Here is a 15,336-nt window from a genome sequence, read left to right as displayed (position 1 = left end):
CATAGCGCCGACGGCCCCTGGGTCCATCCGTTCCCCACTCGGCGTCTGGACAAGCCTCGCGTTCCAGCCGATTTGAGGCCGATGGCCAGCGGAACGTTCATCAGCTTCGAAGGCGGCGAGGGCGCCGGCAAGTCGACCCAGGTGCGCCTCCTGGCGCAGCGCCTGGAGGCGCTCGGCCGCGAGGTCGTGCTCACCCGCGAGCCGGGCGGCAGCCCTGGCGGCGAGGCGATCCGCGAGCTTCTGGTGCACGGCGCGGCCGACCGCTGGTCGCCGGTCACCGAGACTCTTCTGATGTACGCCGCCCGCCGCGACCACGTGGAGCGGGTGATCCGTCCGGCCCTGGCGCGCGGGGCGGTGGTCGTCTGCGACCGCTTCGCCGATTCGACCCGGGCCTATCAGGGCGCCGGCGGCGATGCGCCCGCCACGCTGATCGCCAGCCTCGAGCAGCACGTGCTGGGCGCCACGATCCCGGCCCTGACCCTGGTGTTCGACCTGCCCGCCAGCGTGGGCCTAGAGCGCGCCAACGCCCGCGGCGGCGCCGCCCGTTTCGAATCCAAGGGCCTGGATTTCCACGAGCGCCTGCGCGCCGGCTTCCTTGAGATCGCTCGCCGCGAGCCCGAGCGCTGCGCGGTGATCGACGCCACCGCCTCGATCGACGAGGTCTCGCAAGCCGTCTGGGGCGCCGTCAGCGAACGGCTGGACCTGGCATGAGCGACGCCCCTCCGCACCCGCGCGACGTCTTCTCGCTGGACGGCCAGGAGAAGGCCGAGCTGTCGTTCCTCGATGCCCTGGGCCGGGGAAGGCTGCACCACGCCTGGCTGCTGACCGGCCCCGAGGGCGTGGGCAAGGCCACGCTGGCCTACCGCATGGCCCGCCGGCTGCTGGGCGCGCGCGAGGACAAGTCGTTCGGCGTGCTGGGCTCGGCCCCGTCCGACTTCGTCAGCCGCCAGGTCGCCGCCCGCTCGCATCCCGACCTGATGGTGCTGGAGCGCGCCACCGACGACGGCAAGGCCCGCAAGTCGATCCCCGTCGACGAGGCCCGCCTGCTGCCGGGTTTCTTCGCCAACTCGCCGGCGACTTCGCCCTATCGGGTGGCGATCATCGACGCCGCCGACGACCTCAACGTCAACGCCGCCAACGCGGTGCTCAAGACGCTGGAGGAGCCGCCGCCGCGCGGGCTGATCCTGCTGATCAGCCATTCGCCGGGCAAGCTCCTGCCCACCATCCGCTCGCGCTGCCGGCGCCTGGCCGTGCCCGCGCCCGGCGTCGAGCGCGCCGCCGACATGGTCGAGCACAGCCTGGGCCTCGACCGCCGCCAGGCCGAGCGCCTGGGCCGCATGGCCCACGGCGCGCCCGGCAAGGCCCTGCAGCTGGCCGCCGCCAAGGCGCTGGAGGCCGACGACACCGCCGGCGAGATCCTGCGCAAGCTGCCCGAGATCGACGAGGCCGCGCTGCTGGCGCTGGCCGACACCTTCAAGGGCGCCGAGGGCCAGGCCCGCTTCGAGCTTCTGTTCGAGCGCCTGGCCGACCAGATCCACGCTATGGCCACGGGCATGGCCGGCGATCGCACGCCCTCGGGTCTCGACCGCTGGGCCGCCGCCTGGGAGCGCCTGGTGCGCTGGCCGATCGAGGCCGAGGCGGTGAACCTCGACCGCGCAGACGTGTTCTGGACGGCGATTGCGGACTTGCGCGCCGCGGCGAAGGCCTCCATCTGACCGCATGCTCATCGACAGCCACGTAAACCTGCACGCGCCCCAGTTCGCCGAGGACCGCGACGCGGTCATCGGCCGCGCCCGCGAGGCCGGCATCGAAATGATGCTGACCATCTGCGACAAGATCCCCAATTTCCCGGCCGTCCACGCCATCGCCATGGCTGAGAGCGACATCTGGTGCACGGTCGGCGCTCACCCGCACGAGGCCAAGGATCACACCGACCTGACGACCGCCCACCTGGTCGAACTGGCCGGCAAGCCCAAGGTCGTCGGCATCGGCGAGACGGGGCTGGATTTCCACTACGACCTGTCGCCGCGCGAGGTTCAGGCCGCCGTGTTCCGAGAGCACGTCGCCGCCGCCCGCGAGACGGGCCTGCCGCTGGTGGTCCACACCCGTGAGGCCGACGACGTCATGGGCCAGATCTTGGAGGAGGAGCACGCCAAGGGCGCCTTCAAGATCCTGATGCACTGCTACACCAGCGGCGCAGACCTCGCCCGCCGGGCCGCCGCCCTGGGCGCCTGGTTCTCGGTCTCGGGCATCGCCACCTTCAAGCAGGCCGAGGACGTGCGCGCGGTGATCCGCGACATGCCGGCCGAGCGCATCATCGTCGAGACCGACTGCCCGTACCTGGCCCCCGTGCCCATGCGCGGCCGCCGCTGCGAGCCGGCCCACCTGCCGCACATCGTCGACAAGCTGGCCGAGATCCGCGGCTGGACCCGCGCCGACGCTGAAAAGCGCTCGGAAGACGCCTTCTTCGCCCTGTTCGACGCGATACCGCGTCCATGACCGGCGGCCGGCTCGAGTTCACCATCCTCGGCAGCGGCTCCTCGGGAGGGGTGCCGCGCGCCGACGGCAATTGGGGCGACTGCGATCCGGCCGAACCTAGGAACCATCGCTCGCGCTGCTCGATGCTGGTGCGGCGGCTGTCGGGCGGCGATCCGCGCGGCGACACCACCGTGCTGGTCGACACCTCGCCAGACCTGCGCCTGCAGACGGCGCGGGCCGGAGCGGGGCGCATCGACGCGGTCCTCTTCACCCACGACCATGCCGACCAGGCCCACGGCATCGACGACGTGCGCCCGTTCTTCCTCAATCACCGCTTCCGCATTCCGACCTACATGGACGCGGCCACGCATGAGGGCCTGCTGACCCGCTTTTCCTACGTCTTCGAGACCAAGGGCGGTTATCCGGCCATCTGCGAGGCGCGCCATCTGCCGCCGCACGGCCAGGCCTGGAGCGTCGAAGGGCCCAGCGGCGAGATCCCGGTCGTCAGCTTCGACGTCGATCACGGCGAGATCCGCGCGGCCGGCTTCCGCTTCGGCGGCGTCGCCTACGCGCCCGACGTGCTGCAGATCCCCGAGGAGAGCTGGCCGGTGCTGGCCGACCTCGACGTGCTGATCGTCGACGCCCTGCGCTGGGCCCCGCATCCCACCCACGCCAATGTCGAGCGGGCTCTGTCCTGGATCGAGCGGGCCAGGCCCCGGCGCGCGATCCTCACCAACCTGCACATCGACCTCGACTACAACGCCCTGGCCGCCAGGCTGCCGTCGGGCGTCGAGCCGGCCTACGACAACATGCGCTTCGAGGTCGCGATCTAGCGCTGCTAGTGCAGCGTCGCCGTCGATACGGGCGGGGCGTGGTCGACCGGTTCGCCCATGCGCACGGGCAGGGGCGCGCCGTCCAGGGCCAGGGCGTGGTTGAGCGCGCGAACCAGCACGGCGGCCACGTCGGGCCGCGCCACCAGCGGCGACAGCAGGCGCGAGGCCAGGCCCGGTGCGGCGGCTGCCAGGCCGCAGGCCGTCACCAGCCTCTGTTCGTCGATGGCGTAGCCGGCGCAGTGCGGGCACTGGATCTGCAGCGGCCGCACGAGCTCGCCCTCGACCAGCATCATGGTCTGCAGGAACAGCGAGGCCGTGCGCGGCGAGGCGGCGCGGGCGAAGGCCGCGCGGATGGTGGTGTCGGCCGGCTGGCCCTGCAGGCGGAGCGCCGCCCAGGTGCGCAGTCCCCAGAGCAGCAGCCGCTCGCCGCGCGCCAGGCCTTCGGGGCCGGTGTCTTCGAAATCGAGATCCAATCCGCAGGCGCAGCTCATCAGGGGGCTCCAGGCGGGAAAAGGCGTCCGGCGGAGGGGAGCCCCGCCGGACGCAGTCGATGTGGGTGAGGGGAGGAAACCCGACATCGTATTTGAGAATTAATCTCAACAAGGTCTAGGTCGCTCGTTGTTGCGAGTCAATCGCATAAAATCATATACACCTTATGCGAGTATATGTGCTTCTATCGCCGCCTTGCGGTCGTGTTGGGGGTGGCATGGCGGGGCGATCGACGATGCTCGTGTGGGCGGCTTGCGCCGTCCTGGCGGCGGTGGCCGCACAGGCCCGGGCCGCGGCCTGGACCCAGCCCAAGGGCGGCAAGGAGTTCATCGTCAGCCTGCATCGGCAGGACAGCACGCACGGCTTCGATCTGGAGGGCGAGGCGGTCGACATCGTCGACTATCGCAAGACCGAGCTGCAGGGCTTCGCCGAATACGGTCTGTCGGACAAGCTGACCATCAGGGCCCAGGCGTCTGTCCGTCGGCTGCGTACGCGCAACGCCCGCGACACCGAGCCTGGTCATGTGGAGCTGGCCGCGCGCTACCGCATGCTGGCGGGCGAGACCTGGGTGCTGTCGAGCGAGAGCGCGGTGCGGCTGCCCGGCGGCGACGGGGATCCCGGCGCGGCCCAGCGCGGATCCGCCAAGGCCGAGTACGACAGTCGCGTGCTGCTCGGAAAAAGCTGGCTGGCGGCCGACCGGCCCGTCTTCCTCGACCTGCAGGCCGGCCTGCGCCGCCGCGACGGCGAGGCGCCCGACGAGCGGCGGCTGGAGGTCACGCTGGGCGGCCGTCCGACCAGCCGATTGATGCTGCTGGCCCAGGTGTTCGACGTCTCGTCGCTGGGGGCCGGGCAGGGGGTCTTCGAGGCCTATCGCTACAGGAACCTGCAGTTCACCGCCGTCTACGAGCTGCCGGCCGGATGGTCTGTGCAGGCCGGGGCGGTCGGCACCGCCTCGGGCCGCAACGCCCTGCGCGAACGCGGCGGCGTCGTCGCCCTGTGGCGGCGCTTCTGAGGCTTCAGGACGGGACGCGGCGCGCCAGTTCCTCCAGGCGGCGTGCCGGGGCATCGGAGATCGCCGCCCACAGCAGCCGGGCCAGTTCCAGGCGATAGACGGCCGCATAGCCGGCCGTGAACGGCGAGGCAGCGCTGCCGGGCGGCTCGGCCGCCTTGGCGTTGGCCAGGTCGCGCCTTGTCAGCACCAGTTCGCGGGGAATCGGCACGTCGCCATTGCCGGCGGCCACCCACCGATCGGCCTCGACCGCGGCGAAGGCGGCGGCCTGCACCAGGGCGCGCGCGCCGCGCACGTCGCCGACCGCTCCGGTCATCACCGTCGATCCCGCCGCCGGGTCGCGGGTCACCTTGAAGTCGAGGCTGGCCACGCCACGCTGCAGCGTGACGGACCACTGGTCGTCGGGTGTGTTCATCATGAACGCTTTAGCGACCGAGTCGCCTGGCGGGAAGGGAGCGGCGTATCGCCGTTACACATTGCCGCGACGGTCTGTCCGGCCGGGATGCACAGACTGCGACCTTTTGGCAGTCCTGTCTGAAATTAGGATCTGGTTAATCATGATTGGCGAGCCTGTGGACGTCTTCTTTTGAAGGCGCCCCACCATCACTCAACTTTTCACAGCCCGRCTTTCTGGCCGGGCTGTTTTTTTGTCAGAAGGCGCTTGCGCCGAGTCAGTCGGGCGGCTATCAACCGCGCCTCGACAGAGAGCGACCTGTTCCGCGGTAGCTCAGTGGTAGAGCAGCCGGCTGTTAACCGGCTGGTCGTAGGTTCGAATCCTACCCGCGGAGCCACTCTTCCTTCGATGTTTTCGAAGCGTCGCMGGCGAGAATTCCTCCACAAGAACATCAGCTTTCATCCGAATGCGACGTTCATGCGTCTTGCGCCGAGTCAGTTCGGCCGCTATCAACCGCCTCCTCGACAGAGAGCGACCTGTTCCGCGGTAGCTCAGTGGTAGAGCAGCCGGCTGTTAACCGGCTGGTCGTAGGTTCGAATCCTACCCGCGGAGCCACTCTCTAGTTTTCGGCTTGGCCGAAATTGGCCGAGCCCTTCCTCCTCATTTCATCTGTGCTTGCCGCGCTGGCGGCGCCATGCTCACGCGCGATGCGCCATGCCTCGTCGCATCGCCGATGTTCTTTGCTCGGGAGATGTAGCGTGGGCCAATCGCGGTGGCGCGGCCTGTTGAAGGCGTCGTCGGGCGCGGTGCTGGCGGCCTGCTGGAGCGGCGGCGGTTTCCTGATCCTGACGGCGCTCCTGCTCGTGTCCGACGGCGGCGCTGTTCGGCTGGCCCTGGATCTGTTCTTGGGGGCGCTGACCGGGATCGTCATGCTGCCGCTCAGCCTGCTCTTCGGCGGCGTCCCGGCGACGCTGGCCGTGCTGCTGATCGGGATTCCATTTCACCTGTGGGCCGTGCGGCTGGGGTGGGGGCGAGGCGCCTACGTCGTCGCCGGCTTGCTGGCCGGAGCGGTCACGGGCCTGGGCGTCTCCTGGTTCTCATCGGCGATCGCGCCCGACGACGCGTTCGGTGTTTCGATCGGATGGGCGTGGCTTGTCGTGTGCGGCCTGGCGGGCGCCGTCGGCGGCTGGCGCTTCCACGGGCTCGCCGGCGCGCCTACGACCCGATCAGCTTCTGCAGTTCCCGGTAGTAGGTCTCGGTGTACTGGTGCTGGCGATCCAGGGCCTCCAGCATCCCTGGGCGGGTGAACACCTCGGCGGGGATCGTCACGCCCTTGCGGCCGTGGCGCACGCACAGGCCGTCGGCGATCAGCGCGCCCACGTGGCGACGCACCGTCTCTGCCGGCATGGCCAGCGAGTCGGCGACCTGCACCACGGTGACCGGCCGGCGCTGGGCGTCCTTGGCCAGTTCGTCCTTGGCGTCGAAGCCGGCGTTGGGGCGGATGTGGGCCACATTGGCCACCCAGATGGTCGTGAAGACGATGGCGCGCACGGGATCGTCGGCGTGCAGGCCCTTGGCCACGTCCAGCGAACGCAGGAAATAGCCCGCCGATAGGCGGATGACCGCGCGCCGAACATCCGTACTCATGCCTGCTCCCAAAGAAAGCCGCTCGGTGCAGGCTGAGGCCGAGTCGTCTCTGTGAGAAAATTCACCATGTCCCCATTTTGGGGGCAGTGTGCTTTTCGAGGAGGCGCCGCGCCGCGATTTGCGCCATACGGGCCGCCGATTCAGGGGAAGGCGGACGCGGGGGGCGCGTTGGGGCATGAGTGACATCGAAGCCAAATTGCGAGAAGCGGCGGCCGCCGTCGGCGTGGCCGAGCGGATCGAGGCGCTTCTGAAAAGCGTCGAAGAGGCCATCGAGGCCTATCCGGACGACGCCGATCCTCGCTATCTGACCCGCCTCATCGACCAGCGCACGGCCTTGCTGGATCCCGATCTGCCGTTGATTGCGCGCATCGCCGTGCAGCTTTGCGAGAACGACGCCGCGCGCGCCGCGGTGCTCGGTCCGCCGCTGGCCACGGCCGCCACCGTCTACCCGCTGATGAAGCCGGCGGTGAATCAGTTGCGCCGTCTGCTCGGCGAGACGGCCTGAGTCGGGAAAATCCTCGGCGCGATTGGTTGCACGGGCCTGATTGCCTTCCGGCGAGGCCCGGACCTATAAGCCTCTCGAACTGCTGTCCGAGGAAGTCCATGAGCTCCGATTTCGCGGCTGCCCGCCTGAACATGGTGGAAAGCCAGATCCGCACCGCCGACGTGACCGACCTGCCGTTGCAGGACGCCCTGCGGGTGGTTCCGCGCGAGAACCTCGTGCCCGCCGGCAAGGCCTATCTGGCCTATGCCGACGCCGAGGTCGAATACGCTCCGGGCCGCACGCTGATGCGCCCGCGCGACATCGGCAAGCTGCTGCAGAACCTCAAGCCGCGCGCGGGCGAGAAGGCCCTGGCCATCGCCGCGCCCTACGCGGCCGTGGTGCTTGAGACCATGGGCCTTTCGGTCACCCGCCTCGACGGCGACGACCTGACCGCCGTGCAGGGCGGCGAATACGACGTGATCGTCTGCGAAGGCGCCGTGCCGAAGGCTCCGGCCTCGTGGACGGGCGCCCTGGCGCTGAACGGTCGCCTGGGCGTCGTCGAGCGCGAGGGTCCGGTCGGTCGCGCCGCGATCTACGCCCGGGCCGAGGACGGCCTGGCCCGTCGCGCGGCTTTCGATTCGACGCCGTCGCTGCTGGCCGGGTTCCCGGTCGAGGCTGGCTTCGCTTTCTGACCTCATGACGGGACGTCCGGGTGCTGAACCCGCCCGGACGCTCTCATAGGTCCCTCAAACTGGCGCCTGCTCACCAGGGTTGGGTATTTCATCCAAGCTTGGCTGGTTCTAGTCTGGGGGCCTTGGTGACAAGCGCGTAAGTCCGCGTGAAAAAAGCTTAACTAGCGATGGTCCACGGTGGGCCTTACAGCGCTTGGGTGTAAAGCGCGGACTTCGCGTGTGTTGGGGAATGAGGGATGTCGAAGAGCCGTCGGGCCGGGTTGCTGGCCGCTGCTTGCTGCATGGGTTTGCTGGCCTCGGCGGCTAGCGCCGAGACCCTGACCGACGCGGTCACCCTGGCCTACCAGACCAATCCCACCATCCAGCAGCAACGCGCCGTGCAGCGCGCCGCCGACGAGGGCGTGGTCCAGGCCAAGACCGGCTTCCGCCCGACGGTGGGGCTGGACGGATCGATCTCCGGGTCGCGCACCGATCTGGCGCACCCCCGCACGACGCTGGTCGGCGGCCAGGTGGTCACCGGCGCCGACGTCACCAAGTCCGCCTCCAGCGGCGCCACGCTGTCGCTGTCGCAGCCGCTCTACACGGGCGGTCAGGCCAGCGCCCGGCTGTCGGCCGCCGAAGCCGACGTGCTGGCCGGTCGCGAAGACCTGCGCGGCGTCGAGCAGGGCGTGCTGGCCAACGTCATCACCGCCTATGTCGACGTGCGTCGCGGCCAGGAAAGCCTGCGCATCGCCCAGGAGAATGTCAGCGTCCTGACCCGCCAGCTCGACGAGTCGAACGCCCGCTTCGAGGTCGGCGAGATCACCCGCACCGACGTGGCCCAGTCGCAGGCCCGCCTGGCCGCCGCCAAGGCCAGCCTGTCGTCCTCGCAGGCCAATCTGGCCGTCGCCCGCGCCAACTACGCCCAGATCGTCGGCCAGAACCCGACTGATCTCGCGCCCGAGCCGTCGCTGGTCGAACTGCTGCCGGCCTCGGTCGAGCAGGCCTTCGACGCCGCCGAGGCCAACAACCCGACGGTCCAGTCCGCCCGCTACAGCGAGCAGGCCGCTTCGGCCCGCGTCGCCCAGGCCAAGTCGGCCTACCTGCCCACCGTCTCGGCCGGGGCCAGCCTCGGCTACTCGGCCAACGAGGTGAACGGCGACTACAAGCAGTTCGGCGAGTACGACCGCGCGATCAGCGGCTCGATCACCGCCCGGGTGCCGCTGTTCACCGGCGGCCTGAACGCCTCGAACGTCCGCGCCGCCAAGGAACGCGAGAACGCCGCCCGCATCGCCGTCGAGGGCGCCAAGCGCACCGTCGTCCAGCAGGTTTCGGCCGCCTGGAGCACGCTGCTGGCCGCCCGCGCCAACCTCGTCTCCAACGAGGAGCAGGTGAGGGCGACCAAGATCGCCTTCGAGGGCGTGCGCCAGGAGCAGCAGGTCGGCCTGCGCACCACGCTGGACGTGCTGAACGCCCAGCAGGAACTGCGCGCCGCCGAACTGGCCCTGGTCACCGCTCGTCGCGACGAATACGTGGCCAGCGCCGGCGTCCTGCAGGCCATGGGCGCGCTGGACKTGACCAAGCTGGCGCCCAGCGTCGAGCGCTACGACCCGAAGACCTCCTATGACCGTGTCGTGAACTCGGGTTCGGTGCCGTGGGAGCCGCTCGTGCGCACCCTCGACAAGGTCGCCTCGCCGGCGATCGCGACCTCGTCCGACGGCAAGTAATTCAGTCCAACTTCAGGACGAATCATCGCGGCGCGAATCCTTGGCTTGCTTAAGCCGTGCAAGTCTGCACCATCGGCGGCACGCGTCTTGCGAGGCGCGCAAGGATTCGTAGCCCCTTAATACGGCCCAGCCCATCATGTCCGACCAGAGCTCCCAAGAACCGACGATGGAGGAGATCCTCGCCTCGATCAGGCGGATCATCTCCGAAGACGACGCTCCGGCCGCCGAAGCGGCGCCGCCGCCCGCGCCCGAGCCGGTTCCCGAGCCCGAGCCGGTGATCGAGGACGACGTCCTCGAGCTGACCGATCCGATCGAGCCGCCGGCTCCGGTCGAGACGCTCGGCGACCTCGACCTCTACACCCCGGAACCCGAGCCGGAGCCGGCCTATGAGCCGCCGCCGCCGCCTCCGGAGCCCGCCTACACCCCGCCGCCGGTGTTCAACCGCGACGAAGTGGCCGAGACCCTGGTCGGCGATCACGCCGCCGGCCTGGCCGCCAGCGCCTTCGGCAGCCTGAGCTCGGCCCTGCTGATGCCGGCCAACGGCCGCACGCTGGAAGACGTCGTCCGCGAGCTGCTGCGCCCGCTGCTGAAAGAGTGGCTGGACCAGAATCTGCCGCGCATCGTCGAGAACAAGGTCGAGGAAGAGGTCCACCGGATCTCGCGCGGCCGCGGCGTATGACATCGGCGTCGGGTCGCCCCTAGGCGGCCCCCGACGCCCGGATCTTGAGAAGGCGGTCGCGTTCGCGGCCGCCTTTTCCCGTTCAAATTCCCCGATAATCCCGCCGCCCGGTTTCGCCCGGCGGCCGCAGATGGCATATCCCCTCCGCCATGCTTGAAAAGACCTTCGATCCCAAAGCCGTCGAACCGCGCCTGTACGAAGCCTGGGAGGCCTCCGGGGCCTTCAAGCCGAGCGAGGATCCGAACGCCGAGCCGTTCGTCATCGTGATCCCGCCGCCGAACGTGACGGGCAGCCTGCACATCGGCCATGCCCTGAACAACACGCTGCAGGACGTGCTGACCCGCTTCCACCGCATGCGCGGCAAGGCCGCCCTGTGGCTGCCGGGCACCGACCACGCGGGCATCGCCACCCAGATGGTCGTCGAGCGCCAGCTGGCCGCCGCCGGCAACATCGGCCGCCGCGACATGGGCCGCGAGGCCTTCGTCGACAAGGTCTGGGAATGGAAGGCCGAGAGCGGCGGGGCGATCACCAACCAGCTGCGCCGCCTGGGCGCCAGCTGCGACTGGTCGCGCGAGCGCTTCACCCTCGACGAGGGCCTGTCGGCCGCCGTCCGCAAGGTCTTCGTCCAGCTGCACAAGCAGGGCCTGCTGTATCGCGACAAGCGCCTGGTCAACTGGGACCCGCAGTTCCAGACCGCCATCTCCGACCTCGAGGTCGAGCAGAAGGAGGTCGACGGCGCCTACTGGCACTTCGCCTATCCGTTGGCCGACGGCGTCACCTACCAGCACCCCGTCGAATTCGACGACGAGGGCAAGGCGACCCAATTTGAGACGCGCGACTACATCGTCGTGGCCACCACCCGTCCCGAAACGATGCTGGGCGACACGGGCGTCGCCGTCCATCCGACCGACGAGCGCTACAAGGACCTGGTCGGCAAGGACGTCGTCCTGCCGATCGTCGGCCGCCGCATCCCGATCGTCGCCGACGACTACGCCGACCCGACCAAGGGCTCGGGCGCGGTGAAGATCACGCCGGCGCACGACTTCAACGACTTCGGCGTCGGCAAGCGCGCCGGCCTGCCGGCGATCAACATCCTGACGCCGGAAGCCAAGCTCAACGACGCCGTGCCGGCCGAGTATGTCGGCATGGACCGCTTCGCCGCGCGCAAGGCCATCGTCGCCCGCGCCGAGGAAGAGGGCTGGCTGAAGGAGATCGAGAAGACCCGCCACATGGTCCCGCACGGCGACCGTTCGGGCGTGGTCATCGAGCCCTACCTGACCGACCAGTGGTACGTCGACGCCTACACCCTGGCCCAGCCGGCCCTGAAGGCCGTCGAGAACGGCGACACCGTCTTCGAGCCCAAGCACTGGGAGAAGACCTACTTCGAATGGCTGCGCAACATCGAGCCCTGGTGCGTCTCGCGCCAGCTCTGGTGGGGCCACCGCATCCCGGCGTGGTTCGGCCCGGAAGGCTCGATCTTCGTCGAGGAGACCGAAGAAGCCGCCTACGCCGCCGCCCGCGCTCAGTTCGGCGCCGACGTCCAGCTGGTCCAGGACGAAGACGTCCTCGACACCTGGTTCAGCTCGGCCCTGTGGCCGTTCTCGACCCTGGGTTGGCCGGAAAAGACCCCGGACGTGGCGCGCTTCTACCCGACCAGCACCCTGGTCACGGGCTTCGACATCATCTTCTTCTGGGTCGCCCGGATGATGATGATGGGCATCCACTTCATGGACGAAGTCCCGTTCAAGCAGGTGTTCATCAACGCCCTCGTCCGTGACGAGAAGGGCGCCAAGATGAGCAAGTCCAAGGGCAACGTCATCGACCCGCTGGCCCTGATCGACGAGCTGGGCTGCGACGCCGTGCGCTTCACCCTGACGGCGATGTCGGGCCAGGCGCGCGACATCAAGCTCAGCAAACAGCGCATCGAGGGCTACCGCAACTTCGGCACCAAGCTGTGGAACGCCACGCGCTTCGCCCAGATGAACGGCTGCGTCCGCGTCGAGGGCTTCGACCCCGCGTCGGTGACCCAGCCGCTGAACAAGTGGATCCGCGGCGAGGTCGTCAAGACCCTGGGCGAAGTGACCAAGGCCTTCGAGGCCCCGGCCTTCGACGAAGGCGCCAGCGCGCTCTACCGCTTCATCTGGAACGTCTTCTGCGACTGGTACCTGGAGCTGGCCAAGCCGGTGCTGAACGGCGAGGACGAGGCCGCCAAGGCCGAGACCCGCGCCATGACCGCCTGGGTGCTCGACCAGATCCTGATCCTGCTGCACCCGGTGATGCCGTTCATCACCGAGGAGCTGTGGGACAAGACGGCCGAGGAGGGCGGTCCGGCTCGCCAGAGCATGCTGATCTCCACCCAGTGGCCGGCTCTGCCGGAAAGCTGGATCGACGCCGAGGCCGCCGCCGAGATCGGCTGGCTGGTCGACACCGTCGGCGAGATCCGCTCGCTGCGCGCCGAAATGAACGTGCCGCCGTCGGCCAAGCCGGCCCTGGCCGTGGTCGGGGCGGGCGAGGGCACGCTGGGCCGTCTGGAGCGCCAGCGCGACCTGCTGGTCAGCCTGGCTCGCCTGGGCCAGGTCTCGGTCGCCGAGGCCGCGCCCGCCGGCACGGCGCCGGTGGTGATGGGTGAAGCCACGGGCGCCCTCGGCGTGGCCGAGTTCATCGACGTCGCCGCCGAGAAGGCTCGCCTGACCAAGGAAATCGCCGGCCATGTCGGCGAGATCGAAAAGACCGGCAAGAAGCTCGGCAACCCCGACTTCCTGGCCCGCGCCAAGCCCGAGGTCGTCGAGGAAAACCGCGAACGCCTCGCCGAGGCCGAAGCGGCCAAGGCCAAGCTGGAAGCGGCCCTCGGCCGTCTGGCGGCGATGGGGTGATCAAAATCCTCCCCCTGATGGGGGAGGTGGCCGCGAAGCGGTCGGAGGGGGAAGTGTCAGCGACGGCAGGGTCTTCCCCCTCCGTCGCCTGACGGCGACACCTCCCCCTTCAGGGGGAGGATCTCTCCCAACTAAACATTGTTCCCTTATCGTCCAAACGACCGTTTACATCGGTCGCTTCCGCGTGCTTACTCGACGGAAACGCGCCGCTTGAACGAGCGCGATCGACACCGGGAGAGTAACGTATGACCCAGGCCGCTCACGCGCCTAACCCCGTTCCATGGCCCGCCATGTCGGTGAAACAGGCCTACGCCCTGATCACCGCCCCGGGATCGCCCGCCGAGATGGAGGAGGTCGAGATCCGCGGCGTGCCGACGCGGACCTGGAAGAACCTCCCGCCCACGCTGCGCCATACCCTGCAGGTCGGCCGCACCCACGGCGACAAGATCTACCTCGTGCACGAGGACGAGCGGGTCAGCTTCGAGGCCTTCTACCGCGCGGTGACCGCCTTCGCCGCCGAGCTGGAGGCCAAGGGCGTCAGGAAGGGCGACCGCGTCGCCCTGATCATGCGCAACCTGCCCGAATGGCCGGTGGCCTTCTATGCGGGCCTGTCGATCGGAGCGATCATCACCCCGCTGAACGCCTGGTGGACCGGGCCCGAGCTRGAGTACGGCCTGACCGACTCCGGCGCCTCGGTGGCGGTGATGGACGTCGAGCGTTTCGAGCGGCTGGCCGAGCACTTCGACAACTGCCCCGATCTCAAGCGCGTCTATGTCTCGCGCAGCAAGGAAGACATCGCCCATCCGTACGTCACGCGGCTGGAAAGCGTGATCGGCTGCCCCAATGACTGGATCAAGCTGGAGGAGCGCCCGCTCTCGACCGTCGAGCTGGGCCCGGAAGACGACGCGACGATCTTCTACACCTCGGGCACCACGGGTAAGCCCAAGGGCGCCCTGGCCACACACCGGGCGGTCAACAGCAACMTCTTCGCCGCCGCCGCCGCCTCGGCCCGCAGCTTCCTGCGCCGCGGCGAGGCGCCGCCCCAGCCCGATCCCAGCCTGCCGCAGAAGGGCGCGCTGATCTCGGTGCCGTTCTTCCACGCCACCGGCTGTTTCGCGGTGATGAACCCGTCGCTGTTCGGCGGGGCCAAGATGGCCATGATCCGCAAGTGGGATCCCGAAAAGGCCATGCAGCTGATCCAGGACGAGAAGCTGACCCAGATGGGCGGCGTGCCGACCATCGCCTGGCAGATCATCGAGCACCCCAATCGCGACAAGTACGACCTGTCCTCGCTTGAGGCCGTGGCCTATGGCGGCGCGCCCTCGGCCCCCGAGCTGGTGCGCAAGATCAAGGAGATCTGGCCGAAATCCTCGCCCGGCAACGGCTGGGGCATGACCGAGACCTCGGCCACCGCCACCTCCAACTCGGCCGAAGACTACGAGAACCGCCCCGAAAGCTGCGGCCCGGCCGTGCCGGTCACCGACCTGAAGATCATGACCCTGGAAGCCCCTTACGAGGAGCTGCCGATCGGTTCGGTGGGCGAGTTGTGGTGCAAGGGGCCGCAGGTGGTGAAAGGCTACTGGAATAAGCCCGAGGCCACGGCCCAGACCTTCATCGACGGCTGGGTGCGCACCGGCGACCTGGCGCGTCTGGACGAAGAGGGTTTCTGCTACATCATCGACCGGGCCAAGGACATGCTGATCCGCGGCGGCGAGAACATCTACTGCATAGAGGTCGAGAACGTTCTCTACGACCACCCGGCGGTGATGGACGCCGCCCTCGTGGGCGTCGAGCACAAGACCCTGGGCGAGGAACCCGCCGCCGTCGTCACCCTGAAACCCGGCGTGACCGCCACCGAAGACGAACTCCGCGCCTTCGTCGCCGACCGCCTGGCCGCCTTCAAGGTGCCGGTGAAGGTGATCTTCTGGCCCGAGACCCTGCCCAGGAACGCCAACGGCAAGATCCTCAAGACCGAACTGAAGAAGGTGTTCGTCACCGGGTGAGGGGCTTCAGGAACCTCCCCCTGTGGGGGAGGTGGCCGAAGGCCGGTGG

At 69.1% G+C, this 15,336-nt stretch carries 15 protein-coding genes and 2 tRNA genes; 14 read left to right on the top strand and 3 right to left on the bottom strand.

The window, feature by feature from the left end; all coding sequences use genetic code 11:
- Window positions 1–81 precede the first annotated feature (81 nt).
- Genes tmk through AC1DCG_RS18170 form a run of 4 tightly spaced genes read left to right on the top strand, consistent with a single transcriptional unit; the run spans window position 82 to window position 3,311 of the window.
- Complete coding sequence (gene tmk / locus AC1DCG_RS18185) at window positions 82–711, top strand: dTMP kinase (RefSeq protein ID WP_477036868.1); 630 nt, start codon at window positions 82–84, stop codon at window positions 709–711.
- The gene (locus AC1DCG_RS18180; protein WP_477036867.1) at window positions 708–1,715 is read left to right on the top strand and encodes a DNA polymerase III subunit delta'; all 1,008 of its coding nucleotides are present in this window, start codon (window positions 708–710) and stop codon (window positions 1,713–1,715) included. The genes tmk and AC1DCG_RS18180 overlap by 4 nt, the downstream gene beginning before the upstream one ends.
- A 4-nt stretch (window positions 1,716–1,719) precedes the next feature.
- On the top strand, window positions 1,720–2,499 hold the full coding sequence (locus AC1DCG_RS18175) for a TatD family hydrolase (protein ID WP_477028598.1): 780 nt from the start codon (window positions 1,720–1,722) through the stop codon (window positions 2,497–2,499).
- Window positions 2,496–3,311 (top strand): MBL fold metallo-hydrolase, encoded by an 816-nt coding sequence (locus AC1DCG_RS18170; RefSeq protein WP_477036866.1) that lies wholly within the window; start codon window positions 2,496–2,498, stop codon window positions 3,309–3,311. Before AC1DCG_RS18175 ends, AC1DCG_RS18170 begins: the two co-directional genes overlap by 4 nt.
- 5 nt (window positions 3,312–3,316) lie before the next feature.
- Here AC1DCG_RS18170 and AC1DCG_RS18165 read toward each other — a convergent pair whose 3' ends face one another.
- Window positions 3,317–3,802 (bottom strand): hypothetical protein, encoded by a 486-nt coding sequence (locus AC1DCG_RS18165; RefSeq protein ID WP_165255363.1) that lies wholly within the window; start codon window positions 3,800–3,802, stop codon window positions 3,317–3,319.
- Between the two features lie 233 nt (window positions 3,803–4,035).
- Between AC1DCG_RS18165 and AC1DCG_RS18160 the strand changes: the two genes are divergently transcribed.
- Window positions 4,036–4,812 carry a hypothetical protein gene (locus tag AC1DCG_RS18160; RefSeq protein WP_477028600.1) on the top strand — a complete coding sequence of 259 codons (777 nt, stop codon included), beginning with the start codon at window positions 4,036–4,038 and terminating at the stop codon, window positions 4,810–4,812.
- Window positions 4,813–4,816: 4 nt separating this feature from the next.
- Here the strand turns inward: AC1DCG_RS18160 and AC1DCG_RS18155 are convergent, their stop codons facing one another.
- Window positions 4,817–5,227: a hypothetical protein gene (locus AC1DCG_RS18155; RefSeq protein WP_240903284.1), complete on the bottom strand. Its 411-nt coding sequence runs from the start codon at window positions 5,225–5,227 to the stop codon at window positions 4,817–4,819.
- A 298-nt stretch (window positions 5,228–5,525) separates the two neighbouring features.
- Between AC1DCG_RS18155 and AC1DCG_RS18150 the strand changes: the two genes are divergently transcribed.
- From AC1DCG_RS18150 to AC1DCG_RS18140, 3 genes are all read left to right on the top strand, one after another.
- Window positions 5,526–5,600, top strand: a tRNA-Asn gene (locus AC1DCG_RS18150).
- A gap of 143 nt (window positions 5,601–5,743) precedes the next feature.
- Window positions 5,744–5,818: transfer RNA gene (locus tag AC1DCG_RS18145), tRNA-Asn, on the top strand.
- Between the two features lie 143 nt (window positions 5,819–5,961).
- The gene (locus tag AC1DCG_RS18140; RefSeq protein WP_477028601.1) at window positions 5,962–6,510 is read left to right on the top strand and encodes a hypothetical protein; all 549 of its coding nucleotides are present in this window, start codon (window positions 5,962–5,964) and stop codon (window positions 6,508–6,510) included.
- Here AC1DCG_RS18140 and AC1DCG_RS18135 read toward each other — a convergent pair.
- Window positions 6,419–6,850: a helix-turn-helix domain-containing protein gene (locus tag AC1DCG_RS18135; protein WP_165255369.1), complete on the bottom strand. Its 432-nt coding sequence runs from the start codon at window positions 6,848–6,850 to the stop codon at window positions 6,419–6,421. The genes AC1DCG_RS18140 and AC1DCG_RS18135 overlap by 92 nt on opposite strands.
- 175 nt (window positions 6,851–7,025) lie before the next feature.
- On the opposite strand from AC1DCG_RS18135, the gene AC1DCG_RS18130 reads away from it, so the two are divergent.
- From AC1DCG_RS18130 to AC1DCG_RS18105, 6 genes are all read left to right on the top strand, one after another.
- Window positions 7,026–7,355 (top strand): hypothetical protein, encoded by a 330-nt coding sequence (locus tag AC1DCG_RS18130; RefSeq protein WP_477028602.1) that lies wholly within the window; start codon window positions 7,026–7,028, stop codon window positions 7,353–7,355.
- Window positions 7,356–7,453: 98 nt separating this feature from the next.
- The gene (locus AC1DCG_RS18125) at window positions 7,454–8,026 is read left to right on the top strand and encodes a protein-L-isoaspartate O-methyltransferase family protein (protein WP_477028603.1); all 573 of its coding nucleotides are present in this window, start codon (window positions 7,454–7,456) and stop codon (window positions 8,024–8,026) included.
- A 236-nt stretch (window positions 8,027–8,262) separates the two neighbouring features.
- Window positions 8,263–9,732 carry a TolC family outer membrane protein gene (locus AC1DCG_RS18120; RefSeq protein WP_477041595.1) on the top strand — a complete coding sequence of 490 codons (1,470 nt, stop codon included), beginning with the start codon at window positions 8,263–8,265 and terminating at the stop codon, window positions 9,730–9,732.
- 136 nt (window positions 9,733–9,868) lie between these two features.
- The gene (gene popZ / locus AC1DCG_RS18115) at window positions 9,869–10,411 is read left to right on the top strand and encodes a pole-organizing protein PopZ (RefSeq protein WP_116489658.1); all 543 of its coding nucleotides are present in this window, start codon (window positions 9,869–9,871) and stop codon (window positions 10,409–10,411) included.
- Between the two features lie 149 nt (window positions 10,412–10,560).
- Window positions 10,561–13,284, top strand: coding sequence for a valine--tRNA ligase (locus AC1DCG_RS18110; RefSeq protein ID WP_477036864.1), 2,724 nt, complete (start codon window positions 10,561–10,563; stop codon window positions 13,282–13,284).
- A gap of 245 nt (window positions 13,285–13,529) precedes the next feature.
- Window positions 13,530–15,287 (top strand): class I adenylate-forming enzyme family protein, encoded by a 1,758-nt coding sequence (locus AC1DCG_RS18105; protein ID WP_477041594.1) that lies wholly within the window; start codon window positions 13,530–13,532, stop codon window positions 15,285–15,287.
- Window positions 15,288–15,336 lie beyond the last annotated feature (49 nt).

This window comes from Caulobacter sp. 10L414, from assembly GCF_056395525.1.
The sequence above is the reverse complement of the archived record's forward strand: the minus strand, read 5'-3'. Positions and strand labels throughout refer to the sequence as shown.

Bases quoted from the DNA above. Each gene is read 5' to 3' on its own strand.
- tmk (WP_477036868.1), top strand. From the start codon at position 82: ATGGCCAGCGGAACGTTCATCAGCTTCGAAGGCGGCGAGGGCGCCGGC.
- AC1DCG_RS18180 (WP_477036867.1), top strand. From the start codon at position 708: ATGAGCGACGCCCCTCCGCACCCGCGCGACGTCTTCTCGCTGGACGGC.
- AC1DCG_RS18175 (WP_477028598.1), top strand. From the start codon at position 1,720: ATGCTCATCGACAGCCACGTAAACCTGCACGCGCCCCAGTTCGCCGAG.
- AC1DCG_RS18170 (WP_477036866.1), top strand. From the start codon at position 2,496: ATGACCGGCGGCCGGCTCGAGTTCACCATCCTCGGCAGCGGCTCCTCG.
- AC1DCG_RS18165 (WP_165255363.1), bottom strand. From the start codon at position 3,802: ATGAGCTGCGCCTGCGGATTGGATCTCGATTTCGAAGACACCGGCCCC.
- AC1DCG_RS18160 (WP_477028600.1), top strand. From the start codon at position 4,036: ATGCTCGTGTGGGCGGCTTGCGCCGTCCTGGCGGCGGTGGCCGCACAG.
- AC1DCG_RS18155 (WP_240903284.1), bottom strand. From the start codon at position 5,227: ATGATGAACACACCCGACGACCAGTGGTCCGTCACGCTGCAGCGTGGC.
- AC1DCG_RS18135 (WP_165255369.1), bottom strand. From the start codon at position 6,850: ATGAGTACGGATGTTCGGCGCGCGGTCATCCGCCTATCGGCGGGCTAT.
- AC1DCG_RS18130 (WP_477028602.1), top strand. From the start codon at position 7,026: ATGAGTGACATCGAAGCCAAATTGCGAGAAGCGGCGGCCGCCGTCGGC.
- AC1DCG_RS18125 (WP_477028603.1), top strand. From the start codon at position 7,454: ATGAGCTCCGATTTCGCGGCTGCCCGCCTGAACATGGTGGAAAGCCAG.
- popZ (WP_116489658.1), top strand. From the start codon at position 9,869: ATGTCCGACCAGAGCTCCCAAGAACCGACGATGGAGGAGATCCTCGCC.
- AC1DCG_RS18110 (WP_477036864.1), top strand. From the start codon at position 10,561: ATGCTTGAAAAGACCTTCGATCCCAAAGCCGTCGAACCGCGCCTGTAC.